This is a genomic window from Streptomyces sp. H27-D2, assembly GCF_035828615.1.
Classification (GTDB): domain Bacteria; phylum Actinomycetota; class Actinomycetes; order Streptomycetales; family Streptomycetaceae; genus Streptomyces.
This window is the reverse complement of the sequence record NZ_JAYMZR010000046.1, coordinates 12,460-36,463: the sequence shown is the minus strand read 5'-3', so window position 1 is coordinate 36,463 and position 24,004 is coordinate 12,460. Positions and strand designations below refer to the sequence as shown.

23 protein-coding genes and 1 pseudogene are annotated in these 24,004 nt (G+C 68.8%); 2 read left to right on the top strand and 22 right to left on the bottom strand.

Annotated elements, in window-relative coordinates; all coding sequences use genetic code 11:
• Positions 1-984: 984 nt before the first annotated feature.
• Positions 985-2,583: an IS1634 family transposase gene (locus tag QMK28_RS18805; protein ID WP_326439389.1), complete on the top strand. Its 1,599-nt coding sequence runs from the start codon at positions 985-987 to the stop codon at positions 2,581-2,583.
• 239 nt (positions 2,584-2,822) lie between these two features.
• Here QMK28_RS18805 and QMK28_RS18800 read toward each other — a convergent pair whose 3' ends face one another.
• From QMK28_RS18800 to QMK28_RS18710, 18 genes and pseudogenes are all read right to left on the bottom strand, one after another.
• On the bottom strand, positions 2,823-3,050 hold the full coding sequence (locus tag QMK28_RS18800) for a hypothetical protein (RefSeq protein WP_326439387.1): 228 nt from the start codon (positions 3,048-3,050) through the stop codon (positions 2,823-2,825).
• Between the two features lie 989 nt (positions 3,051-4,039).
• Positions 4,040-4,444: a hypothetical protein gene (locus QMK28_RS18795; RefSeq protein WP_326439384.1), complete on the bottom strand. Its 405-nt coding sequence runs from the start codon at positions 4,442-4,444 to the stop codon at positions 4,040-4,042.
• A 20-nt stretch (positions 4,445-4,464) separates the two neighbouring features.
• Positions 4,465-5,199, bottom strand: coding sequence for a hypothetical protein (locus QMK28_RS18790; RefSeq protein ID WP_326439382.1), 735 nt, complete (start codon positions 5,197-5,199; stop codon positions 4,465-4,467).
• A 1,392-nt stretch (positions 5,200-6,591) separates the two neighbouring features.
• The gene (locus QMK28_RS18780; RefSeq protein WP_326439380.1) at positions 6,592-7,431 is read right to left on the bottom strand and encodes a DUF317 domain-containing protein; all 840 of its coding nucleotides are present in this window, start codon (positions 7,429-7,431) and stop codon (positions 6,592-6,594) included.
• A gap of 26 nt (positions 7,432-7,457) precedes the next feature.
• Positions 7,458-8,321, bottom strand: a complete 864-nt coding sequence (locus QMK28_RS18775; RefSeq protein WP_326439378.1) for a DUF317 domain-containing protein — start codon at positions 8,319-8,321, stop codon at positions 7,458-7,460.
• Between the two features lie 339 nt (positions 8,322-8,660).
• A complete protein-coding gene (locus QMK28_RS18770) occupies positions 8,661-9,140 on the bottom strand; it encodes a type II toxin-antitoxin system RelE family toxin (RefSeq protein ID WP_326439376.1) in 480 nt (159 codons plus the stop codon).
• Positions 9,137-9,943 carry a hypothetical protein gene (locus QMK28_RS18765; RefSeq protein ID WP_326439374.1) on the bottom strand — a complete coding sequence of 269 codons (807 nt, stop codon included), beginning with the start codon at positions 9,941-9,943 and terminating at the stop codon, positions 9,137-9,139. The genes QMK28_RS18770 and QMK28_RS18765 overlap by 4 nt, the downstream gene beginning before the upstream one ends.
• 1 nt (position 9,944) lies before the next feature.
• Entirely contained in the window at positions 9,945-10,556 is a 612-nt protein-coding gene (locus QMK28_RS18760; protein WP_326439372.1) for a DUF4913 domain-containing protein, read from the bottom strand.
• 95 nt (positions 10,557-10,651) lie between these two features.
• Entirely contained in the window at positions 10,652-10,822 is a 171-nt protein-coding gene (locus QMK28_RS18755; protein ID WP_326439433.1) for a hypothetical protein, read from the bottom strand.
• 513 nt (positions 10,823-11,335) lie between these two features.
• A pseudogene (locus QMK28_RS18750) lies at positions 11,336-11,845 on the bottom strand (DNA cytosine methyltransferase); the annotation flags it as partial.
• A 4-nt stretch (positions 11,846-11,849) separates the two neighbouring features.
• Positions 11,850-12,446 carry a hypothetical protein gene (locus tag QMK28_RS18745; protein ID WP_326439370.1) on the bottom strand — a complete coding sequence of 199 codons (597 nt, stop codon included), beginning with the start codon at positions 12,444-12,446 and terminating at the stop codon, positions 11,850-11,852.
• Positions 12,443-13,630 carry a DnaB-like helicase N-terminal domain-containing protein gene (locus QMK28_RS18740; RefSeq protein ID WP_326439368.1) on the bottom strand — a complete coding sequence of 396 codons (1,188 nt, stop codon included), beginning with the start codon at positions 13,628-13,630 and terminating at the stop codon, positions 12,443-12,445. The genes QMK28_RS18745 and QMK28_RS18740 overlap by 4 nt, the downstream gene beginning before the upstream one ends.
• On the bottom strand, positions 13,627-13,863 hold the full coding sequence (locus QMK28_RS18735) for a hypothetical protein (protein ID WP_326439366.1): 237 nt from the start codon (positions 13,861-13,863) through the stop codon (positions 13,627-13,629). Before QMK28_RS18735 ends, QMK28_RS18740 begins: the two co-directional genes overlap by 4 nt.
• Positions 13,864-13,988: 125 nt before the next feature.
• Positions 13,989-15,782, bottom strand: a complete 1,794-nt coding sequence (locus QMK28_RS18730) for a type IV secretory system conjugative DNA transfer family protein (protein ID WP_326439364.1) — start codon at positions 15,780-15,782, stop codon at positions 13,989-13,991.
• 119 nt (positions 15,783-15,901) lie between these two features.
• Positions 15,902-16,399, bottom strand: a complete 498-nt coding sequence (locus QMK28_RS18725; protein ID WP_326439362.1) for a hypothetical protein — start codon at positions 16,397-16,399, stop codon at positions 15,902-15,904.
• A 34-nt stretch (positions 16,400-16,433) separates the two neighbouring features.
• A complete protein-coding gene (locus tag QMK28_RS18720) occupies positions 16,434-17,204 on the bottom strand; it encodes a hypothetical protein (protein WP_326439360.1) in 771 nt (256 codons plus the stop codon).
• Between the two features lie 28 nt (positions 17,205-17,232).
• Entirely contained in the window at positions 17,233-17,817 is a 585-nt protein-coding gene (locus QMK28_RS18715) for a hypothetical protein (RefSeq protein ID WP_326439358.1), read from the bottom strand.
• On the bottom strand, positions 17,814-17,963 hold the full coding sequence (locus QMK28_RS18710) for a hypothetical protein (RefSeq protein ID WP_326439356.1): 150 nt from the start codon (positions 17,961-17,963) through the stop codon (positions 17,814-17,816). The genes QMK28_RS18715 and QMK28_RS18710 overlap by 4 nt, the downstream gene beginning before the upstream one ends.
• 585 nt (positions 17,964-18,548) lie before the next feature.
• Here QMK28_RS18710 and QMK28_RS18705 point away from each other — a divergent pair.
• On the top strand, positions 18,549-19,220 hold the full coding sequence (locus QMK28_RS18705) for a hypothetical protein (RefSeq protein WP_326439354.1): 672 nt from the start codon (positions 18,549-18,551) through the stop codon (positions 19,218-19,220).
• 31 nt (positions 19,221-19,251) lie between these two features.
• Here the strand turns inward: QMK28_RS18705 and QMK28_RS18700 are convergent, their stop codons facing one another.
• From QMK28_RS18700 to QMK28_RS18685, 4 genes are all read right to left on the bottom strand, one after another.
• Positions 19,252-19,998, bottom strand: a complete 747-nt coding sequence (locus tag QMK28_RS18700; protein WP_326439429.1) for an IS5 family transposase — start codon at positions 19,996-19,998, stop codon at positions 19,252-19,254.
• A gap of 436 nt (positions 19,999-20,434) precedes the next feature.
• Entirely contained in the window at positions 20,435-21,937 is a 1,503-nt protein-coding gene (locus QMK28_RS18695; RefSeq protein ID WP_326439352.1) for an ATP-binding protein, read from the bottom strand.
• A gap of 20 nt (positions 21,938-21,957) precedes the next feature.
• Positions 21,958-22,413 carry a DUF6238 family protein gene (locus QMK28_RS18690; RefSeq protein ID WP_326439350.1) on the bottom strand — a complete coding sequence of 152 codons (456 nt, stop codon included), beginning with the start codon at positions 22,411-22,413 and terminating at the stop codon, positions 21,958-21,960.
• A gap of 45 nt (positions 22,414-22,458) precedes the next feature.
• A complete protein-coding gene (locus tag QMK28_RS18685) occupies positions 22,459-23,928 on the bottom strand; it encodes an SCO6880 family protein (protein WP_326439348.1) in 1,470 nt (489 codons plus the stop codon).
• Positions 23,929-24,004 lie beyond the last annotated feature (76 nt).

Sequence of the window (24,004 nt, the reverse complement as noted above, 5' to 3'; positions counted from 1 at the left end):
CCTACCCTGCTCGGCGGGCGTATACCCACCCCTCTGTGCGTACCTCATGATCCCGGCCTACCGCAAGGATCAAGGAACGTCACGACCTCGCCAGGTCTACGAGTTCAACCTGAGTAGCCGCCGGGTAGGTCGGCCCCGACCGTGGCCCAGAATTCTTGTGGTGCTGTGACCTGTAGTGAAGTGAGACGCCGATGTCACGCCGTCGCACTGCACGTTGCCGGTCCACCGCGTTGCCACGCCCGACGTCCCGTCTCGATTGATCTGGTCGCCCCAGGTCACAGCCCCGGCTTCGGGCCAGGTAGAGACGGGACATGACGTTGGGTGGCTCTCATCAACGGCCCCCAATTTATGAGAATCGCCGTGCGTCACACCGGTGACGCAGAGGCAGCGGGACGTTTCACGACCTTCCGGCCGGGTGTGCGCCCTGCCGGATGGCTCCCCTGCGCCGTGCGGGACACACTCCCTCGGTGCCGCCCACGGGGTGCGGGAGTACCCCTGGCAGGCACGGCGCCCGAGGCTCCCGAGTGGTTCCTCCGTGCCTGCCCGGCACCATCGAGGGCAACTGCCCGTCGGGGGCACGGGTTTCGGTTGTTTCGCCCAGAGCGGGGGCTCGTTGCTTTGCTATGGACATTCCCCCTCACGATGCCGTGCGGTACGCGGCCTCGCCAGGGCGCCTACTGGCTCGACACTCCCGGGCCCAGGCCGCCGGACTCGTGCGTGCGGCCGGCGCCACGGTCGCCGGAAGACCGCCGGACCAGCAAGGGCGGGCGGGCCGTGATGGTCGTGCTCGCCGCCGCGACGGTGGCCGCGGCGCTGCTGGTCGCCACGTTCGGCTAGACCGATCCTCCGCACATAGCTGAATCGGATGAACTGATGAGTTGGCCGGTACTTCGGTGGGTGTGGGTCGTTGTTCTGGGCGTGCCGATATCTCGTTCGCGTCGTTCCCGGGTCCAGCGCCCCCGCATGTCGGTGGAGTTGGCGCCTGTGGTGGAGAGGCGTCTGGGCGCTCTGCCTGCCTCTGCCGAGTTTCTGCGCCGGCTGGACGTGGCCGGGATCATCGACGAGCTGTGTCCTGTCCGTGAGGTGGCTCATCTGACGCACGGGCAGGTCGTTGAGGCGCTGGTCGCCAACCGGCTGTCCTCGCCGACCTCGATGGTGCGGGTGGAGGACTGGGCGCGGAAGTGGGCTGTCGGGGAGGTCTTCGGCATCGAGCCGGACCTGCTCAACGACGACCGTATCGCCCGCGCTCTGGACGCGATCGCCCCGCGCCTGGAGGAGATCACCGGCTCGGTCGGCGCGCAGGCCATCGCGGAGTTCGGCATCGATACCGCTCAGATCCACTGGGACATGACGTCGATCTCCATGTTCGGCGCCTACCCGGACCAGGAAGAGGAGTACGCGCAGGTCAGATACGGTCACCCAAAGGACCGGCGGGTCGATCTGAAGCAGATCCAGGCCGGACTGGCCGTCACCCGCGACGGTGGCATCCCCGTCTTCCACCGTGCCTACGACGGCGGAGCGGGCGAGGTCGCCCAGGTCGTCGGCGCGATGAAGGCCCTGCGGAAGATCGCCGACCGCAAGGACTTCCTGCTCGTCGCGGACTCCAAACTGGTGTCCGACCCGAATATCACCGCCCTGCTCGACGCCCGGGTCGGATTCGTCGCCCCCATACCCGCGGCCCAGGTCAAAGCCGGCTTCTACGCCACTGCCGACCTCGGGGCCGCCGAGCTGGTCGACTACGTCAACGACCGCGACCGCGAGCGGGAGACCCCCGCCGACCAGCGCGAGTCCTACCGGGTCCTGGAAGACGTCCACGCCATGGCAGGACCACGCAAGCGCGACCCGGTCCACCACCCGCGCCGGATCCTGGTCCACTCCACCGGCAACGCGGAGGGCCAGCGCAAAGCACGCGCCAAGCGTCTGGCCAGAGCCACCGAGGATCTGGAGAAACTGCAGAACTCGGCCGGCGGCCGGTACTACACCACCGCCGAGAAGGTCCAGGCCCGGATCGGGGTGATCACCAAGTCCCGCCGGGTCGCCAGCTGCCTGCGTACCACCGTCACCGCCGGCCCCGACGGGAAACCCACTCTGGCCTGGCACTTCGACGAGGACGTCCTGGCCGCCGAAGCCGCCGCCGACGGCTGGTACTCCCTGGTCACCGCTCTGACTCCGGAGCAGGCCGACACGGCCGAGGTCTTCCGGCGCTACAAAGGCCAGGGAGTGGTCGAACGCCGCTACGGCGAGTTCAAAGGCCCCCTGGCCGTCGCGCCGCTGTTCCTGGAGCACAACCGCCGCATCACGGCCTTGATCACCGTGATCTGCCTGGCCCTGCTGGTCTACTGCCTGATCGAACGCCAGGTCCGCCAGGCCCTGGGCCCCGAGCAGACCATGGCCGGCCTCTACCCCGACAACCGCAAGGTCCGACCCACCGGCCGCATGATCCTCTACCACCTCGACGGCCTCATGCTCCGCCCCGGCACCGCCACCGACCCACCCGTCATCCTCGTCAGCCGAGGAGTCCAAGCACACCTGCTCGAACTCCTCGGCATCGACGAAACCCGACCCCGCTGGCTGGAGACCTAAAACCCCATGTGCGAAGTCACCGGCTAGAGCGACGGACCCGTGCCTGTACGCGCGGGTCGGGCCGGCAAGAATGGTCCCCAAGGCAGGGATCAGCCGCAGGAAGCTCCCCGTGGGCTACTTGAGGGCGTCCCCCGGGATAGCGGATAATTTGCGGACGAGCGCTCCCCGCACGCCCTTGCGCATCGGTGGGATGACCAGCTCGCGCAGGAAGACGGATGGATCCGGGTTGGGAACGCTCGTCATACAGCGCCCCAGTTCAGCTCCGTGCGGACCACGGGCGGCAGCACGTCCTCCTGGCCGTCTTCGGCGATGTAGACGGCCAGTCCGTTCGTTCCACGGCCTACGACGACCCGGCCGACGTAGTGGGACTGGGGCCAGTCCGGGTTGACGGCGAGGTACGTAGGAAGGTCAGGGTCGACGGTCTGGAGCTGGCGGACGAGCTGGCCTACGGTGAGGTGATTCGACAATGGAGCCTCCTGGTCGAGGAGTGTTCGGTGCGATGGAACGGGCGGAGAGACGAGGCTCGATTCAGCGCCTGGCGTCCAGGTGGAGCAGCTCGCGCAGCGCGGCGTGGTATCTGGCAGGGCGTAGTGACCTTCCGCCTGGCGCTACTGGCACGGTGTCGCTTGTCCTGTTCGGCGGCGTACGACTTGGTGGGGGCGGGGTCGCTTGCCCACTGATCGCAGCTCCAGGTCGCGATGAACCGATACCGGCCGAGGCAGCCTTCGGCGAGCGGAGTGCCGCCCGTTGTATGCGCGTGCTCCGGCGAGGGGCCGAGCGCGCCGTCGGCATGCTGGAGATTGCTGGGGGTGTTGAGTGGGGCGTGGACGGTGATCGTCACGAGGGAAACCTTCCGTTGAGCTGCGGTTTTCCCGGCACCCGTACGTTGACATGGTCCAAGACGATCTCTCCAGTCCATTGCCGACGATGCGCGTCTGCCGTGGGCGAACTGGAGCCCTACCTGCTCCTCGTTGGGAGCGGGTAGGGCAAGGAACAGGAATGAATCGGCTGGCACAGACGGCTATCTCATGCGTGGCCAGAACGACCGGTCACGAGGACGAAGGGGGAGAGAACCCGCTTGCGCAGCGAAGAGATCCGTACATACAACGAAGCCGTCGACGATGTCGAGGCTGCTTACCTGGGCCGGGTGAGGATGGCCGACAGCAGACGGATCGAGCTGAGCGTGGAGGAGCTGGCCCAGTTGGTGGGCTCGCACCCGACGTTGACCAGGCGTGAGATTCCATCATCCGCCTCTCGCCCGTGCCGTCCCGCCGCACCCCGGCGTCCGGTCCCCGGGCGGCCTCTCGTCGTCGTGGACGAGTGCGCTGGACGTATCGGCGGCCACGATGGTCGTGTCCTCCGGAGCGACGGCGCGCGGCACCCGGAACTCCCCCGGACGGTCGAATCTGGGGGAGTTCGCTCGACTGCCGTTCGCGGGAGTCGCCGGAGACGCGGCTCAGGTGAGGACCCACCCGCTTGAGACGGCACCGCCAATGACGGCGACAGCGGCGGCGGCGGGGAACGTCCATCGAGGCTGGTCGGCCTCGGACTGTCCCCGGGTGATCAGCAGCACTAGCGAGTGACCAGCCATTCCCCCGGCGATGACGCCGAAGAGCAGCAATTGTGACAGGTTCGCAAAGGTCACGTCCCAGGAGCCGAGGCGGATCGCCGCCCCCGCAGTGGTGGCCAGGGCGGCGACGCCCAGCATTACGGCACTGGCCTGGCCGGGATGGTCGTTAACACCGGGCCTGGGCCCCTGCTTGCGGGAATGGGCGACCACCCGCCGCGACGCGGACCGCCAGGCCGCGAACATCAGCACGATTTCGGCCGCGAGGACGGCCACGGCCAGGACTTCAGCCACGGGAGGCATATCCGTTCCCCTTATCGCTTGCAGGCTGCGGAGAGCGCGGAAACCCCGAACAGGGCCGTGACGAGACGACGTTCCTTTGACGTTGTGTTCTTGCCCCGTACGAACCGCCAGATGATCGAGGCGGCCTTCTTTGCGCCGTAGCCCTTGATGAGCCTGAAGGCGCGCACAGCCTTGACACTGGCTCCGGCCGGAACGAAGTTGAGCAAGAACAGGCCGACCGCGGCACCGCACTTGGCGAGGTACACGGTTTCGTCCCACCAGCCGAACTGAGCCTGCGGGTTCGTAACGCCGGTGCTCTCGCCGAGCATCAACAGGGCGGAGCTGCGCGCCCCTTCGTCGGCCAGGGTCGGCAGGATCGCCGCCTGGGCGTCTGCGTCACCCGGGTACATCGCCTGTGCGGTCTGTTCGGCCGTGGGTCTGCCAGGCAGTTCGGCCAGTCGATCGCGGAGCCCGTCGGTGACGGCGGGGTAGCTAATGGACGCTTCCAGAGCGGCGGATATCTCGTCCTCGGTGAGCCCGAGTTCGGCAATCTCCCTGGCAGCGTCCACTGCCCGCTTCTCTTCCTCGGGAGTGAGAGGCGGCAGTTCGTCGTCTGCGGACAGGGTCACGTTGGATGTCGCTGCGACGGGTGCAGGTGCGGGGTTGGCGTGGGCGGCGGCGGCCGTGGTCGTGAAGACCGATGCGGCGGCCATCGCCGCGACGGCTACGGATAAGCGGCGCAGCGCGGGGCGTGATGCGAGCAGCACTATGGAAAGGCCTCTCTCAGGTATGGGGATGGTCCCGCTAACCAGCAGGAGCGGTACGCCTGTTCGACGTACAACCTGATCATTTCCAGGGTGATCGCAGGGCGCAATGAATCTGAGGATAATTTGAGCGAAAGGTGCATAAGTGGAGCATAGGTCGCCGCTTTGTGGCCCTTCCCGGCGCGTCTGCCCAATATCGGCGAGGGCGCGCCCGGGAAGGCTGGGCCGCGCAGCCCCGGCCGGAACCGGATACTCGCCGTCGACGATCGCCTCCTTCGAGCTGGGGGGCGGATTCCGCCCCCCAGCTCATCGACACGGCGAACGAGGCCCCTGGGGGCACACGGCGTCCTCGTGGAGATGAAGGAGGGAGTGGCGCCGGCCCAGTACCCGGCGTTCTTCCGCGATGCGGCGCGGCTGGATGCGGAGGCAGTCGAGATGCATGTGTACGCGAACCAGGTAGCGCCGGCACTTTCGCCGACAAGGTGTGCAGCACGGTTGTCATCAAGGTCGACAAGGGCTGAGCCGACGACCGAGGTTGGATGGGACGACTGGGCGAGGCCGTCCCATCCGGCAGCCCGGCGAGCGCGAGCCCCGTCCACCCCCCTGCCCACGCGCCACGCTCCGGTCGCCAATCTCGCGTCCGCACGCGCAGGCTGCGAGTTCAATGTGTGCAGCGCGCGCGGTTCTCAGGGGGCGTTGCCGGGGACGGGGTGCCGGTCGCGGCATAGTGAAGAGGCCGAACAGGGCAAGGATCTGCCGGTATGCGGATGGGAGAGGTCCCGGGCTGCTGGTGTCGGTCTCCTCCGCGATCTCCAGGAGCGGCTCGCGGGTGATGTCGAGGCGTCCCAGCGTCCGTTTGGTGGCGGCCAGCTGCCCGGTGAGCCGCGTGATCTGCTCACGCAGACGGTCGGCCTCCTCACGCGCCGCTGCCTGGCGTGCCTCGATCCTGGCCAGCAGTTCCCGCATCCGTAACCCCGCTCGTCTGCGTCCGTGCGCCGGTAGCCGACGGATCTCGTCAGGTCGGTGTGGCCGTGGCTGTGAGACGGCGGGGCATGACATCGGTCATCGACCAATAGATCACCGATGCCGAAAGGTGGGAAGCGCCTCGTAGCCACGGTTCCCCACCCGCCGACGTCCTTGGCAGTGACATTCGACCGCTTGCTGTACTTCTCATGGCTGCCCCCATCCAGTGGAGCCTTCCCTCAAGGGCAGTTGGAGATCGAGCCGGCCCCCAGCATTTGAGGAGGGTCTGTGTGGCCTCGTATAAGTGGTTGGTGAAGTCATCATCGGTGGCCGGCTGCCCGGAACTCTGGAGTTGTATTGAGCTGGATATCGCAGGTGTTACGGGAGTTGACTGGCCCGTGGCAGTGTCCTTCGCGGCAGGCGTGGGGCGGATCAACGACGTCGCGACGAGGGCAGGGACAGGCAGGCTCCCGGGCGCTGTGCTGGAGTTGCTGGTGAGGCGGAAAACGGGCGGGGAGTGGTTGACCGCGACCGGGCTGCGGAAGCCCGTCGGACGTCGAGCGGCGTGGGTACTGGGGGTTCGACGGGGGTGACGCGGGCTGCCCCGCGGTTCCGATTGGGTACTTCGGACTCGCACCGGGCGACCGGAGTGGGGTCCGCAAGCGCGGTCATTGTGGCGGCGATCAGATGCGCGGGGGTGTGCGTGGTGAACGAGGCCCACCAGCGGGAGCCGTACCCGTCGCGTCCGCCCCAGGCGATCCAGCGTTCTCCGTCGCCGGACAGTTCCGACTGATGGTCCAACGAGCCGTTTGCGTAGGCTAGTTCGGCGAGGCCGTCGGGCGGTGTGGAGACGCTCACGTGAGGTGTCTTGCCCGTCTGCCAGCCGGCGTCGATCAGCGGCTGGAAGCCGGTCGCCCTGCTGGTGTTCCCGTACAGGTAGGTGTCGTGGCCCCGTTGGTAGTCCTGGGCGAGGGCGGTGGTGAAGACGGCCACCAGTTCGGTGGGCGTGGCGTTGTCGAAGGTGGCGACCCAGCGTGGCGGGCCGAACGGGTCGGAGTGCACAGCGATCTTCCACAGAGTGGAGTCTTCGCCTTCGGGGAGGTAGCCCAGGCGGATGTGCTGCTCGGGCGAGGAGACGTAGACGTTCCCCAGGTCGTCGCGGTGGAGGCGGAAGTCCTGGTCGAGGAGCGGCTGGAGAGCCGGATCGCCGGTGTGTGTGGAACCGGCCAGGTACACCGGAGACACGTAGATGTCACCGTCGGGGGCGGGCATGGCGTACCTCCGTGCGGATGGGGTCGTCAGCGCTGTCGGCGCGACGCGGTGGAGAGGACGGGCGCGGTCGTGTGCGCTGCCGACGGTTGCCGGGTCGCGGAGGCCTTCTCCGCGAAGGAGCTGCGGGCCAGAGCCGCAGACGGGCGTGAAGCCGGCTGCTCGGTGCTCGGGAGCTGGACATTGACGAGGAGACGATGGCGCTCCGGAATCCAGTGGGCTTGCCGAGTCACGGGCGTCGGGTCGGCCAGCACGGCGGCCGAGGCAGCGATGAGGTGCGTGGGGGTAGCGCTGCTGAAGTACGCCTGCCAGGCGGATGTGTTGAGCGGATCAAGGCCGGCGGACATCCGCCACATCGACTTCTCCGGGTCCAGCAGCTCGTCGAATTCGTGGACGCGACCGGAGCGGATTCGGTACGCCGCCCGGCCGTCGGGGGAAACCTGTCGGTGGTGCGGCCGTGCGCCGGGGAGCGCTTCCCAACCACGCTCGGCGAGCAGCGCGGCCGGGCTGTCGCCGGTGTACTGCTTGCCGCCGCGCCGGCAGTCGGCGGAGCCTGTCTCCAGACCTTCCACGAGCGTCCCGGTGAATGCTGCGATGGCCTCGGCGGGGGTGTTCCGGTCGAAGGTCGTGATCCAGTCGGGGACGCCGAGGGGGTCCTCGGCGAAGGCGATGGTCCAGCCGCCGTAGTGGCTCTCCAACGCGTTTGCGATCCGGACGCGTTGGCAGGGGCTGGTGTAGTAGGTGTCGGTGCCGAAGGCGACGGTCTTGGTCCATCCCTCGGCGCGATCAAGGGGAACCGCGATGACTCGGCTGTCGCCGGCGCCAGCCAGGTAGACGGGGCCGGCGAGGACTTCTGCGCCCGGTTCAAGGGCGTACGGGGCGATGCTCGGCATGCGGAATTGCCTCCGGAGGGTGACGGATCGTGGGCACCCGTTGCGGCTCGTCTGCGGTTGTGCGTAGCCGTACGGGCGCCATGACAGGCGGAGGGTCTGGCGACGGGCAACGCGATCACGGCGCTCGCGAAGGGTGGGACACCGCGGTCGGGGAGTCCGGCACCCGGTGCTGGGAGCCGGGGTGTGCGAGAACAGGTCGGGGGACGCGGAAGGTGTTCGTCGTACGGCCGCCGCTGCCCGAGTCGCGCTCGGCGTTTGCTGAAGAGGGAAGATCGCTCCGGCGAACCGAGCGGTGCAGTCGGCGAGCCGGGAGTCCAGAGTGGGTGGGGCTGCACTGGCTCAAGAGCGCGATCGGCGGGTGCCGGCCACAGGAGCCCCAGCGGATGGGGGCTGCTGGAACTGCACGGGCTGGGCACAGCCGCGTACGTGCGGTGAACGGGCTCGGGCCGCCTGCGCACGCTGGCTCACCCGGTTGTCGCTCGGGAGCTGTGCAGATGGTTGCTGCTTCAGCCGCCGTGATGCGCTCCGATAAGCGGCGTTGTCGCGGCGTTCTCCCACGGCCAAGAGGAAGATCTCCCGGTTGTACTGCGAGGAGTCGGGAGCATCCCGGTACTGAATGACGAGCCGCCACTTGGTCTCGGGATCGACGTACACCTTGTGACAGCCAGCGAGTTCGCGCTGCATCGCGGCACCACGCTCATTGCCGTGCACGAGGTGCTGGAGTTCCAGCAGTGCCAGGTCACGGATCTGGTCGGGGACCGCACGCAAGTCGGCCAGGGCTTCGGGGTGTGCCGCGAAGGCGTAGCGGGCCGCGCTCACGGTGCGCTTCGGCGAGGTCGGGACGGGTCTGCGGCCGACGGTCGGGGCGCGGTCACCGGTGCAGGGGGCACGGCGAGGCCGGCAGCGGTGACCGTCGAGCGGGCGCGGGCTGCTTCGGCCCGCTGGTTGACTGTGGAGACGGGCGGCGGAGCCAGAGGCAACGGGGTCTCGCGCTGGAAGATCCAGTGGTCCGCCGCCTCGGCGCTGGTGAACACTCCCTCTCGCACGGTGTAGGAGGCCATGTCCTTGGCGACTTCTTCGAGGAACAGGCGGTACGGGGCGCTTGCGGAGCCGGGGTGGCTGTCGTACGTGAGCGTCCGGGTCTCGATGCCGAAGTCGAAGATGCCGGGGTCGTCGGTGTAGTGGTGGAGGACCTCGTACCGGTTGTCCGGGTTGGTTTTGAGTCGAGCCTCGATCTGGGCTGTGAGGGCGTCAGCGGCCCTTGGCCCCTCGTCGTTGGACAGTTCGATGGCGTCCGGTGGACAGCCCCGCCGGATCAGGCAGTTCTGGGCCAGCGGTACGACGGGGTGCGTGCCCTGGTCGAAGCAGAAGGTCCGCTGTTCGAGGTCGCGGGTGATGTGCAGCGAGACGTACGACGGGGCACCCGGGATTCCCCAGATCGCCGATCCGTCGTACAGCAGCATGTAGCTGTCGCGGCCGTCACCGGTGTGGTGCTCGGCCAGGGTCACGAACGTGTCGTCCGAGATCGCGACCGAGCCGAAGTCGTCCTCGACTCGCTCGTCAGCGGCACGGAATCCGTACAGCCGGTAGTCCGGCGACGAGGGCTCGTAGTTGTTCGCCATCTCAGGCTCCGGCAGGATCGGGCGAGGCCAGAAGGCGATGGTTCGGGCGGGCAGGGCTGGTGGTGCACGCGCCGAACGGGCCATCGGGTGTGCGGAGTTGCATCCAGGCCGGGTCGAGGTGATCGCGCTGCCACGTTGAGGGACCTGTGAGGCCTGCCTCCACATCCGTGAGCTGCTGCCAGGCCAGCCAGAGGGCGTGCAAGCGGGCTACGGCCTCGGGATGCTTCTGCCACTGCTGACACCACGGTCGGCCGCTGGCGATCTCCCGACCGTAGACGGGCAGCAGGAGATCGTGCACCCAGTCGGTGAGCGCGGCCAGCTCCTCGGCGTATGTTTTGCCGTCGAGCGCCAGGATGAAGATGGACGACGGACCGTGGTCCTCGGCCGCCTGCCCACCGGCGGCCTCGTCACCGGTCGGCGCCGCCGCCGAATCGGATGTGGCTTCCGCGGGCTCCTCGTCCTCTTCGGTCGGCTGAGTGTCGGTGAGTCGGGAGAGCGTCTCGGCTTGCTTACGGCTTTCCGTGACCAGACGCGTGACCGTGGACACGAGGTCATCCAGGTCGTGATCGGGTATACGCACCGACTCGTCGCCATCGTGAGCGGGTTCGGACATGGCTACCTCTTCCGCAGGTTCGGGTGGTTGAGGTACCGAGGTTCCGGAGGAAAGCGGGTTTGGCCCTGCCGGAAATCGGGTGTAGAAAGCGCCCCTCAAAGGGCCCTGCGGTGCGGGCAGCGGGCGATCGGAGGAGCGAGGATCTCCAGGGCACGTGCCGCCTGTTGGGGCACGACGCCGTTGCCGAGAGCCGTCAGTTGTGCGGGTCGTCCCAGCCCGGCAGTGCCGGTCACCCAGCCGTGTTCGAGGCCCTGCATCCACTCCACGAAAGCAGGGCTCAGGCGGCCCGCATCGTCGGTCGGCCGCGGTGCCGGACGAGTGGCCATCTCCCATCGGGTGACGGCGGCGGCGTACGGTCCCCAGAGGCCGAGGCTTCCTCCGCCGGCATCGGCTCGGAGAACAGCGGCAGCACCACCGCCGACAGTGGCGGCCGGAAGCCCCTCCCCGCTTGGCGCCCAGGTGTGCCCGTGTCGCTGGCCCGGGGAGTGGGCAGCAACCGGGCTGCCGCCGATGGCAGGGTCAAGTCGCCGTTGCCGTGACGCTGGTTCGGTGACCCCTTGATCCCGTCGGATGCCTTGGGCGTCGGCAGCAGCCATTCGACCTCGTCCGCCAGATTCGGTCCGTGGCCCCCGCTCTTCCGCTTCGCCGGGTGCTGGCTGCCGCCGTTCACGGCGAGGTTGCTCGTCGGCGTTTTGAGCAGAGCCGAACCTCCCGGACGGCCAGGCTGCGAGAAAGGCTCGCTCCCGGCGGTGCGGGGCTCCGACCGCAGAGGCGCGAAGCACGCACCACCGTGCATCGAACCGGAGGTCGGCCAGGGAACCGAGTACGGCACCGAGTGCTCGCACAGCAGGCTGACCTGCGGTGTCTCCCAGACACCACGGGCAGAATTCCACGTCGCCAGGGGAACCCGCGGGAGAGGAGAGGAGACCCCGGACATTCTCGATCACTACCAGACACGGGTTGAGGGCCTCAACAGCACGGGCGACGTGATGCCACAAGCCGGAACGGGTGCCATCGGCCAGTCCAGCGCGACGACCGGCAACGGACACATCCTGACAAGGGAACCCGGCGGTCAGCACGCACACCCGGGGGACATCGGCCCAGTTCACAGCGGATATATCGCCGAGATTCGGCACTCCCGGCCAATGCCGGGACAGGATGCGGGCAGGGCCCGGGTTGATGTCGGCGTGCCAGGCCAGGGTGCCGCCGAGAGCGGCCTGGACACCCAGGTCCAGGCCGCCGTACCCCGAGCAGAGACTGCCGATCAAGGGGTGGGGCACCGACGCCATCGGGTCAGCGGGCATGGCGAGACGAAGGGTTGTAAGCGAGCTGCATCGGACCGGTGGCCAGCGCTTTTGGAGGTAGGCGGTACACCGCATTGGCTGACCGCGCCGAACGGCTCAGCGCAGCGGCGACGTACGGCGGACTGCTGTCCAGGCGATCCGCCGAGCCCCGGAGGGTACTGCTGGCTTCGCCCAGTTCCTGGCGGACGATCTCCAGACGCTCCTGGACGACGCCGAACGCGGCCTCACGGGCGTCACGGAGGTCGGGCGTATCGCGGGCTTCGGCGAACTGGTGCAGGAAGCCGAGCTGTGCGTACGCCTCGGTGAAGTGCTCCGTGGCCCGCCCGGCAGGTACCGACGCCGAGGTGTACGCGTAGACGACCGGGCCGAGATCCATTCCGGGATCTTCGGCGACGGCGCGGAACAGAACCTCGTCCGACAGATCCTTGAACAGACCGCTCAGCTCGGCGAGCTGCTTGGACCCGGTGACGAGATCGGGGAGGTCACCAGGCGTGTCAGGGACGATGATGCCGTCGCGCAGATCATCGAACTCCTGGGCGGCTGCGTACAGCTCATGCGCCTCGTGGGATATGCGTCCAACACTCATGACGAACTCCGTCGGTGCAAGCGGTCTGGGGCGGCGGAGCGGGAGCCAGCGGCCGTAGCCGTGGTCTGCGCGGAAACAGGACGGGGCTGCCGGCTGCGGGAGCGTGCGGCGTCGATACGTGCAGTGGGTGGTGGGGCGGCTGCGTCGTTCGCCGTACGGAGCGGCGCAGGTTCGCTCCCGTTGCCGATGCGCCAGCGGCGGCGGACATCGTCGAGTGGGCCCAGCGCGTGGAGGGCATGGCTGATCAGCCGTCCTGGGGCCAAGGACTCGTCGTCGGCCAGCGCCCGCACCTGCCGGGCCGAGTCGGCTGCGGTGCGTACGAGCGAGGCTTGGACCACCTGTTCTCCGAAGTGCTCCGCCGCCCCCGCGAATGCTGATGGATCGCAGATCCGCAGCACGTGTTCGGCATCGAGCGTCCGGTCAGCGAGAGCGCCCCGACGCTGCGCCTCCCACAGCACGGTCATCTGATCGATGGGCTCGCCTCGGTGATGCAGGGCGCCCAGGGACCGGTAGAGCTGTTGGTGGCCGGCATCGGCGAAATCGCCGGGGTGGAGCCAGCCCACCAAGTCGCTCAGCTGGTGAGGACGCGCGCTCAGGCAGGCCAGAAGGAACTCTTCGTCCGCGAGGAGCCGTTCGTCTACCGGCTGTGGAGGAGCGGCGGACGAGGTGGCAGGCGTTTGGGGAGCCACCGCCCTGGGCGCGGTTCCCCAGCGGTGGGCGAGATCGGCCAGTACATCGGACAGGACTTCGGCGTGGTGGATCGTTTCCTCTACGCCGCCGCGGATCGCATCGGCGCGAGCCGCTTGGTGCAGCCGGGTGGCGTGCTGGGCGACGCTGCGGTGGATGGCGCCTTCCAGGACCATCCGTCCGTAGATCGGGGCATGTTCGGGCCGGGGGCAGGCGGACACGAGGGAGTGGGCGTACGAGGGGGTGAGCCCTCGGGTGTGAGCGCTGGCCTCGGCGACTGTGTCGGTTATCCAGGACAACGGGACGGGGTCACCGTTCTGTGCGGCAGTGGTGGGGTGGCCGGCGGCTCGGAACTTGAGCATCGCGGCGTAGGTGGCCGCGTGCGCCGGTCGGTGGAAGTGGTTCGGCCGTAGCCAGGAAGAGAGGTGGTCGAGCTGGCTGGGGTCCAGGAAGACCGCACCCAAAACGGCCTGCTCAGCCCGTACGAGCGGATTCACCGGCGAGCCTTCCGGTGCGTCTTGGGCTGGGCGCAGAGCTCGGAGACGGTCTGGTTGGCAGCCGCCATGTCAGCGGCGAAGCGATCCAGTTCGCGGGTGAAGGCCGGGTCCGAGGCGAGGACGGAGCCGGTCGGGGTGTCGAGCCACCAGTCGGTGCCCCGTCGTACGACGGGTGTGCCGGCAAGCCGCTCGGAGGCGCGGACAGCAGCGAACGAAGGAGAGGGGTGGGGCATGGGGCTCCTCAAGGAGAGGTGAGGGCAAGGGAGGAGAACGGCGACAGCGAGGGCGCTCGGTGCGCGGCCGGAGTCGGAAGCCGACTCGCGGCCGTCTCGCCGGGATTTGTACAACAACGGCCTGGTCATGCCGCAGGTCCGGGGCCGTCCTGGCGCAGAGTCTTGGCGAGAGCGCGCACGGTGATCGCCTCGGTCGCCTGGGCGGAGGCGGCACTGAGCCGGTCGGCGTCCGGCTCCTTGTACCAGGGCTTGAGGTCGAGCAGCGCGGGCCGGATACCGGTCGCCAGCAGAAGCGCGGTCCCCTTCGGCAGCGCTCGGATGGCATCGGTGGGCAGCACACGCTCCTGGCGCGTCGAGACCGACGTCGACTTGCCGGACTCGCTGGTGGAGACCGAGACCGTCCGTACGTCGTGATCGCCGACGAGGCGCGAGAGCTTGTCCGCGAAATCCGCGTCGTCGATGCCGGAGCCGATCAGCTTGATCGTCGCGGCGGACCACAGGGCGTCCATGCCGGCTTCGCCCCAGACCCGTACACCCTGCCGGTAGGACTGGAGGATGGTGATCGGGATGACGCCCCGGGAGCCCAGGTGCGAGTAGAGGTCCGGAAGGTCGGCGATCTTGCACACGTTGGCGGCCTCGTCGAGGATCGCGAGCAGCGGGGCGTCGAGCCGGCCACCGTCGCGCTCGGCCTGGATGACGGCCGTCCGCATCACGGCGTCGGCTGCTGCGGCGATGATCGCCGAGGCCGAGCCGCCGCCGTCCTTCGACAGCAGGAACAGCGTGTCCTTGCTGGTCGCGAACTCTTCGGGCTTGAACTCCCGTACCTTCTCCGAGCCCTTGGGCGGGGTCACCCACAGGGCGATGCGGGGGTCGAGGAGGCAGCTGGCGAACTGCCGCGCCGTCTCGAAGATGCCGTCCCGCGTCTCCACCGCGCCGACAACGGTGCCCTGCAGCTGGGCGGCGACGGCGTCGAGCCCGGCGTCCTGGAGCAGGTCGATGGGGCTGCGGTCGGCGGGGGAGGCGAGCCAGGCGAGCACATCGGTGATCGCGCGGCCACCCCGGGCGGCGGCGAGGAACAACGCGGTGAGTGTGTTGGCGGCGGCCGTGGACCAGAAGTCGCCCGCGCTCGACTCGTTCACGGAGGCGGTGACGAAGTGCCCGGCGAGCCGCCGGGCTCCGGTGAGGTCGTGGGCGTCGGCGAGGATGTCCCACCACATCGTGCGCGGGGCGTGTGCGATCTGTTGCGGGTCCAGCGTCCAGACGGTGCCTACACCGGCGCGGGCGTCGAGGGTCGCGGTGAAGGCATCACGCGCCGCCTTGTTGGAGGTCAGCAGGACAGGTCCGGGAGCGCGCAGGATCGCGGGGATCGCCAGTCCGGAGGTCTTTCCGGACCGGGGGGCCATGATGGCGAGGAGAACGTCCTCCCAGGAGGAGCGGACCTCGGTGCTGCCCGGATTCAGGGTGCCGAGGAGGACACCCCGGTCGTCCGGCTCGACCTCTTTGGGCTTGCTTCCCTGCAAGCTGGGGCGGAGGTCGATCGCCTTGGCAGCGATCTCCTTCGGAAGCAGGGCGGCCAGATCGCGCTGGTCGGCGAGCCCCTTCGGATTGCCGCGCAGCCGCAGCCACACGTTCGCGCCGAGCAAGGCGACGGCCAGGAGAACGAGGGCGGGTAACACGTAGCAGCCGGCGACGACGGCGGGCTGCGGGAGGTGCGGCCAGATCTCATCGGGGTGCAGGAGAGCGGTGGTGGGCTGATAGCCCGCCCAAGGGTCCGATCCGGCGAGGGTGTTGGCGAGATTGCCGAATAGCCAGGCCAGAGACCCGCCACCGATGCCGAAGCCGGCGATGGCCAGGAGCAGGGAGAGAAGGAGGTCGGTGCCGGTGGTGGACGAGGGCGCGCTGGTACGTGCAGATGGCAAGGCGAGTTCCAAGGGTGCGCGACACGGGTCAAGACGACGGGGTGGCGCGTTCTTCTGGCGATCACGACGGGGCTCCTATCGGCGTCGGCGGTGTGGGGAGTACCCATGGCAGCCCTCCTCTAGAAGTGCGGGTTCTCGGTCGGCCGGTCGCCATCGGTGGCCGCTTCCAGCAGCTCGGGCAGGTCGGCCGGGTCGGCGTCGCGCTGATCGATCCACCACCCGGCGCGGGTGAGGGGCCGCGCGGCGTCCTCGATGGCTTCCCACTCGGACTCGCTGGTGGTGCCTTCGAGGAGGAGAGCGGTGTAGGCGGCGGAAACGAGCTGGCGGCGGCAGCGGTTGCCCCAGGCGACCGCGCGTTCGGTGCCGTCCAGCGCGGGCATGCCGTACCGCTCGGACCATTCCTCGGCCACGGCCTGCTCGGCGGACCTCTTCTTCTCCAGCCACTCAGCCTTCGCTTCGGCGTCCTCGTCACGGGCGGCCTGCCAGCAAGCGGTGCAGTTACGTCCGGTGAGCCAACGTGCGTAGCCGGCACGCTGGTCAGCCGGACGGTCGGAGAGGTCAGCTTCGGCGGTGTGCTCGCAGGCGTGGTCGATGGACCAGAGCTTTTTGACGGCCATGAGTCGGTCTCCTTCGAGGATTTGGGGGGAGAGGTCAGCGCGCATGGCTGGTGCCGGGCGGGGTCATTTGGGGCGCACGTGGTGCCTTCGGGCTTGGCACCGCGTCGGCCTGGCGGTGCGGGGAGGACGCCACGGCCGCGCGAGCACGAGCAGCGCGGGTGACCGGGAGGACGTCGTACCGGGCCGGAAGAGGCACCTCGGCCAGAAGCGAGGCACCGTCCGGCGTCAGATCTGCCATGACCGACAGGTCGAGTTGGGCGTCGGCGAGCTGGTCGCCGAGGAAAGCGACATGGTGCGCGATCGTGCGCAGCCGCTGCCCCAACTCGTGGCCGTTGGGAGACTCCAATCGGTCGCACCAGGCGGCAGCGGTGTCGATGAACTCCTCCAGGTCACTGACGGTTCCGTGGTGCTCGTCGAGGATCTGATCCAGCAAGTCGGCGACATCGGCCGAGCGGCGCAACTCGTGCAGTTCGCTGGTCAGGGCGGTCAGCGACTGACCGGGGACGGTCTCCCGTACTGGTACGCCATCGGGCGTGGGAACGGGTGGGGGCAGCATGATGCGGGGATCGGCGGCTACCGACAGGCCGGAGTCCTGGAACTCGCGGGTGGCGCTGGTGACCGTACGGACCGCTGTGTTGTACGGGGTGTCACCCGGCAGGAGGTAGATGCCGAGATCCTGGCTGTAGAGGAAGTGGTGGTTGCGGAGGACCTCGTCCAAGAAGGGTCGGTCATCGGCGACGGCCGCTGCGATGCCGAGGTCAGGGTGAACTCCGAAGGCGACGTCGGGGTGGAATTGTCGGTGCATCGAATGTGGCTCCTTCGGCGCGGGGGGACTATCGAGCGCGAGCAGGCTGCGGAGCGGCAGGAGCCGTCCTGTAGCCGATTTCGGCGGCAGGTCGCTGCGGCGGAGAAGCTCCGGCGCGGGCCGGTGAGACGTCGGTGGCGGCCTGTGCCCGGCGGCTCACCGCAGTCGGTGTCGGTTCTGAGCGCCCGTTGCCGCGGACGTAGGAAAAGGCGTCGAGAGCGAGGGCAGTGTCGTCCAGCCGGGTCTCGACATACCGGAAGTCACCCTCGCCGTATAGGAGGACACCCTCGTGCGTACGCATATCGGTGCCGACCGCACGCAGGGTGCTCTCGGGGTCGCGCAGTTGATCGTGGATGACGATTCGGGCGGCGCGGATATCGGCGTCCAATGCGCGGGCGGAGGCGAAAGCCTGGTCCGCGAGATGCGGGGGCGCTTGCGCGTTGGCCGCTTCCGGCTTGTGCTCCAGCTGATCCAGGAGCCTGCGGTTGGGGTTGAGACGGGTGTACGGGGCGAGGTCGTACGCGGCGTCGGCGGACACGTCGAACTTCGCCGCCCGCAGGGACTGCACGGCCTGCCGGGCTCGACGGGTCGGATCGCGCTCCGGCTCGGTCATGACGTGCAGCTCGCTGCCGGGCAGGCGCGCTGGAAGCCAACCAGCCGCAGCGCATGTTCGGCGACGTGGCTTTCGTGGGAAGCGTCGGCCACGATGCCGTGCTGGTCGTGGTGGCCGACGGATATGTGCGGGCGTGATTGCGCCACGAGAAACGCACCTCACAGAGATCGGGGTAGTGCGGAGGTTGATGATCTGCTGCGGGGACGCATTTGGCGGGGCCGGGGATTTGCGCTACGAGGTGACCAGACTTCGCATCGGTGCGAGGAGTAGCAGCTGAGGCCAGGGAACGTGATGGCGCGATTGCCAGATCAGGTTGAGTAACCAGGGTCGTTCGGGCGGTGACAGCATGTGGACGTCGTGATGTTGAGTGCTGGCTGTCTACTTCAGTTGGCGAGGGGGAGAAGCGGTCGTGGTGCACAAACTTGGGCGCGCTTTGTAGAGTCTTCGTGTGGCTTTGTCTACAAGAATGGGGAGCACTTCGACAGCGGCTCGAGAGGCACTAGCCCCATCCTCCGCACGTCACTCGGGAGAGTGAAGATCGAATGCCTGGATTCGTAGGGTTCGAAGTAGAATCGGACCTCGGCCCAGCGTCCGCATCGTGAGATTCCGGTGCCTTCGCGAACCGGTTATCGATCTTCACGCCCATGTGCGAAGCCCCCGACTAGCCCGCAGCGGCCGGGACGCTATGTTCACGAGTTTCGACAGCGTCGCCCGCTTCTAGAGTGATCCGCATGCCGATCCCCGTACACGCCCTCGCCCACCGGCCGTTGCCCGCTGCGGCCGTCTCCGAGCTCGTCGCCCTGCCGACCGCGCCGCACGTTCCCGACAACGACAACGTCATCGCCGCGGAGATGCAGCAACGCGGATGGAGCTGGGAACCTGACCTGGTCTGCGACTCCTTCCGCACCGGATACGGACACGTGCTGTGTAGCGACGGCCACAGCCCGTTCGGACACCCAGACGCCCGGCACTTCCTGGTGTTCGGCGAGCTGTACCCCCTTGACCCAGACGACGAGAGCATGACCAACGGACCATGGCTGTACGACATCATGGACGACTGGCAGCAGCTGCCCGGCTGGAGTGGCCGTAGACCGTGCAACGACCAAGACTGCGAGACCGTGCTCGCACAGGCAGCGCAGGCAGTGACCGAGCACCTCGGCACAGCCCCTGAGCGGACGATTCCGTCATCCGCAGCCGTGGTAACCGGGCCCGCGCTGACGCACCACATCTGGCGCACCCCCACCCACGCCCTGGTACTCGGACCAGCAGCTGACAACGGCCCCTACGGCTATCTCACCCACCTGCAGCTGTCCCACACCCCACTCGCCTGCGGTCCTGACCTGCCCGCTGCTGACGACGAAGATGGCTTGGCCAGGTGGATCACCGCACACGTCGACTGGTGACCCCGGCCCTGAGTGCCCGTCCGTGAACTGATCATTTTGAGGAGGGGCGGGAGTCGGCCCGTGCGAGACGACGTCTCATCAGGATGATCATCGACCAGTGGACCATGGCCTCGTGGTGCTCGGGTAACCGCTCGTAGTCGCGCACGCAGCGGCGCCGCTGGAAGATCCATGACAGCGTGCGTTCTACCACCCACCTTCGCGGGAGCACCACGAAGCCGGTCATGTCGTCGCTGCGTTTGACGATCTCCAGCGTGTATCCGAGCTGCTCTTTGGCCCAGTCCACCAGCTTGCCCGCGTAGCCGCCGTCGGCCCAGATCAGGGTGATCCTCTCGAACAACTCGCGGAGGAAGGCCAGCGCCGGCTTCGCGCCGTCGCGATCCTGCACGCTCGCGGCAGTGACCACGACGACCAGCAGCATGCCGATGGTGTCCACGATCACGTGGCGCTTGCGGCCTCCCACCTTCTTGCCCGCGTCCCAGCCCCGGCTGCCGGCACCGACGCTCTCGGCGGCCCGCACCGACTGCGAATCGATGATCGCCGCGGACGGCTCGGCCTCCCGGCCCTCGGCGCGGCGGACCTGCTCGCGCAGGTCGTTGTGGACGGCGATGGTGAAGTCCTCCTTCGCCCAGCGGGTGAAGGTCGCGTGCAGCGTCTTCCAGGGGATGCCGTAGTCGGCCGGCAGGTTGCGCCACTTGTTGCCGTTGTCGGCGACGTAGCAGATCGCGTCGATGACCAGGCGGCGACAGTACTTCTCCGGGTGCCCGCCGTTGCCGTCCAGCCAGGCCGGCCACGGCAGCAGGGGGGGCGAGGGCCTGCCACTCGGCGTCGGTCATGTCCGAGGTGTAGAGGCGGGGCCGGGGCGCGCGGGCGGCGCCATGGCCGAACCGGCAGGCCACGCACGAGCAGCGAGATTCACCGAGCGGCGAGACAGCGACAGGGGCGGTGGCGTACAACGGCATGACAGGACCTCTTGGTGCAGCGGACGGCTTCGACACTGCTGTTGCTACCAAGAGGTCCTGCTCGTTCGGCCGAGATCGCTGATTCTGCCCCCACCGCCGAAACGATCAGTTCCCGGACGGGCACTCAGACGTGCACCCGGCAGGAGTGCCGCCGTGCCAGAACCACTCGTGACTGGCTGGTCCGAGAGGACCGGTGTTTGCATGAGCCAGTAGCGAGGGACGGAGCGAATATCGAGCTGAGGTCTGCATCCAGGCTCAGCCCAGCATGCGGGCATCAGTGTCGAACAACTCGCGCTCGCGCGGGTGAAGGAGGTGCTGGGTGATGAAACTTCGCCCCGCGACCTTCCACAGCCCGCGCCCCTTGGTGAGTGCCGAGACGGCCTGGGTCTCGACGCCGGTCAGTCCCAGGAGGGCTGCGGCGGAGCCGAGTTGGTCGGCTTCCTGGCGGTAGATGATGCGGGTCGAGCAGTCGGTGACAAGGCCCTCGGCGAGGGCGCGTCCCCGGGAGCCGGCGTCGCCCGCGGCGAGCAGGTCGGACAGGCGGTGGATCACCATCAGATTGGCGATACCGAGGCCGCGCGACAGTTTCCACTGGCTCTGCATCCGCTCCAGCAGGGCGACGTGCCGCATGACGCGCCATGCCTCGTCGTAGATGACCCAGCGACGGCCGCCGGCGGGGTCGGCGAGGGCGGACTCCATCCAGGCCGAGGCACAGGTCATGGCGAGGACGAGCGCGGTGTCGTCGCCGGTACCGCCGAGCCGGGACAGGTCGATGGAGAGCATCGGGGCGGTCGGGTCGAAGTGGACGGTCGACGGCGCGTCGAACATGCCGGCCAGGTCACCGTGGACGAGCCGCCGTAGGGCATGGGCGAGGTCCTCGGCGGCCTGGCCGAGTCGTCCGGACAGCTCGCCGAGGGCGGAGTCGAGTCGCTCGGGGGAGCCAAGGATGTGCGCGACGTCGCCGAGCAGCGGTGTGGTGCCCGCTGCCTCGGCGTGGGTCACGACCTGGTCGAGCGCCACGTCAAGTGCGGTGTGCTCCATGGGGTGCAGGTCGCGGCGCAGCACGGTGCGGGCGAGGGAGCCGAGCAGGAGCAGGCGCCGCTTGCGGACTTCGCCGGCCCAGTCCTCTTCGTCGATTCCGTGCGGCTTCGCGGGTGCGTCGAGTGGGTTGAGGCGGCCGGGCAGCCCGGGGCCGAGCGCGATGGTGTGGCCGCCGAGGGCTTCGGCGACGACGGTCCATTCGCCCTTCGGGTCACAGGGGACGTAGATCCGGTAGCCGAAGGCGATGGCGCGTACGGCAAGGGACTTGGCGAGGGCGGACTTGCCCATGCCGATGATTCCGGCGAGCAGGATGTTCGGGTTCGTGAAGCCGTCGAGTTTCCCGTACAGGCTGAAGGGGTCGTACGTGAACGCGGCTTGCGCGTGGACGTCGCGGCCGATGTAGATGCCTTGCGCGCCGAGGCCGCCCTCGGCGAGGAAGGGGTAAGCACCGCTGGCGGTGGCGGTCGTCATGCGGTGGGCCGGGAGCTTGAGGCTGCCGCCGCGGGCCGAGGCCGGGCCGGGGCGACCGCCGGCGGGGAAGGCGGCCCGTAGGTCTGGGTCGAGACCGGTGGGGGTACGGCGGATCTCGGGGCGGGAAGCGTGCCGGGCTTGGTCCCGGGCAGCGGCGAACTGTTCACGCGCGGCGCGGGCGGATCGGCGGTCGGTCTTGCGGGGGACGAACAGCGGACTGGCGCTGGCACGGATGCGGGACGACATGGTGGCGGTGCTCCTGGCGGTCAGTGGCGGGTGAGGCCGGTGAACGGGCCGCGAAGGTCGGCCGGTGTGTGGTCGCGGCGGACCAGGACGGCGGTGGTCAGGTGGCGCTGGCACACGGTGAGTTCGGGCGCTCCCTCGGGGAGCCGCGCGCGGCGCGCCTTCCGGGTGGAGAGGCGGCCGGTATCCGGGTGAGGGGCTGCGTGATAAGCGGCATGGAGGTGCTCGGCGGCCTGCCAGATCCGAATCCGGCTGGCTCGCAGGTGGTCGCCCTCGGGCTTGGCCATGGGCGTGGTCCGGGCGGTGTGGGTGTCCAACAGTCCGTACAGGGCGGTGAGGTGGGCGTGGATGGCGTCCAGTTCGATGCGGCTGGCCGCGACGGTTCCGGCGGGAATGTTGATCACCCGGTGGAAGTCGAGCGCCGCAGTGGCGAAGGGGATGAAGTCCGGTGAGAGATCGGGCAGCGGCTCGGTCGGCATGAGGGGGGTGCCCTTCGGTAGAGCGCGTTCGGCGGAAGCGGTGCGCTACGGGCGGGCGAGGGGCAGGGCAGCGTTGGTGAAGGCCTCGGCCTGCTGCCAGGTGAGCGGTCGTAGATCGACCAGGGCTGCGACGGCGGCGGTTTCGATCGCCGCGCAGGCTGCGTTGAGCTGCTCGTCCGTGTCGGCGGAGACGGTGAGCAGTCCGGTCAGGGCGACATCCGCGTGGCCGGCGATGAGCTGGCGTTCGCGGTTCTTGATGTCCGCGTACTCGACCGAGTCTTCCTCGGAGTCGACCTGGCCCTTGCGCTGCCGTTCTGCGGCGTCCGCGATCACGGTGGCCTTCTTGCGCTGCACGTCCTTGAGCGCGGCGTCCAGTCCCTTGGGGGCGTAGGTCAGCGAGAGGGTGCGGCGCACGCCGGTGGTGAACAACAGCTGGTGCAGGAAGCCCGGGGAGGTTTCGATGCGCGGCCAGTTCTCGATCCAGAAGGTGGCGTGGTGCGCAGAGTCGGTCTGGATCCGGTCGGCCTTCTCGACCAGGACGACGGGCCCGGCGGCGGAAGGGTCGGCTCGCGGTCGGCCGGTCGGGGACCACCGGTCCAGTGCGGCGGACGACTTGGGGTCGTAGGCGGTGCGAATGACGGCGGCGATCTCAGCCGAGGACAGCCAACCGTTCGGGGTGAGACCGGAGTCGCGGGTGGCCTGGTCGAAGGTGGAGGTGAGCTGGGCCAGGACGGCGAAGCCTCCGGCCAGTCCGCCGCCGGCCTGGTTGATCAGGCGGCGGGCCGCCTTGAGGTCCAGGGCGAGCGCGACGTACGTCTCGTGCGGAGCGGCGGCCGGACCGGCGGCGGCCAGGAGCTCGGCGTACACCGGTCCGGCGAGGGGAGCGTCGGCATTGCCGTGCTCGTGCCAGTAACGGTTCAGCGCGTCCCCGGAGTCCGGCACGGTGCGCTCCAGGACCTGAACTCGGGCGATGTGACCGGTACGAGACAGAGCGGCCAGAGTACGGCCCCAGCCGGAGACGTTGCTGCTCTGGGAGGCCGGGTCGAGCAGCGCGAAGGCCCGGGAGGAGACCCTGACCACCGCGGTCAGCGTTCCGTGGTGCGGATCGTGCACCGCGCCGAACCGGCCATTGGGGGAGGTGACCACGCGCAGGGACGCGGCGGTGCCGGGCAGGTGGAGCAGGCCCTCACGGCGGGGCCGGGTGGAGGGGCTGGAGAGCCAGATCAGCTGGCGGCGGAAACGACGAAGCGTATATCGGGCGACGATAGGGGCCCAGTCGGCGAGTGAACGTCCCCGGTGGCGGAGGAATACCGTCAGCAGAATGACGGCCCACAGGGGGATGAGCTTGAGCGCGCCGGTCACGCCGGAGGCGAGCAGCACCGCGAACAGCAGCAGGCCGGAGATCGCGACGGCTATGAGCTGGGGAGCGGAGAGGCCCAGCAATATCCCGCGTCGCGAGCGATAGGGGAATTTCACTGTGGCCGGGCCACCGGGCTGTGGGGTGTCGGAGAGCATGGCGAAGCCGTCCCTGGAGCGTGGAGAAGAAAGAAGGGGAAGGGGGCGGGGGCGGGCTTGGCTGCGAGGGCCAAGC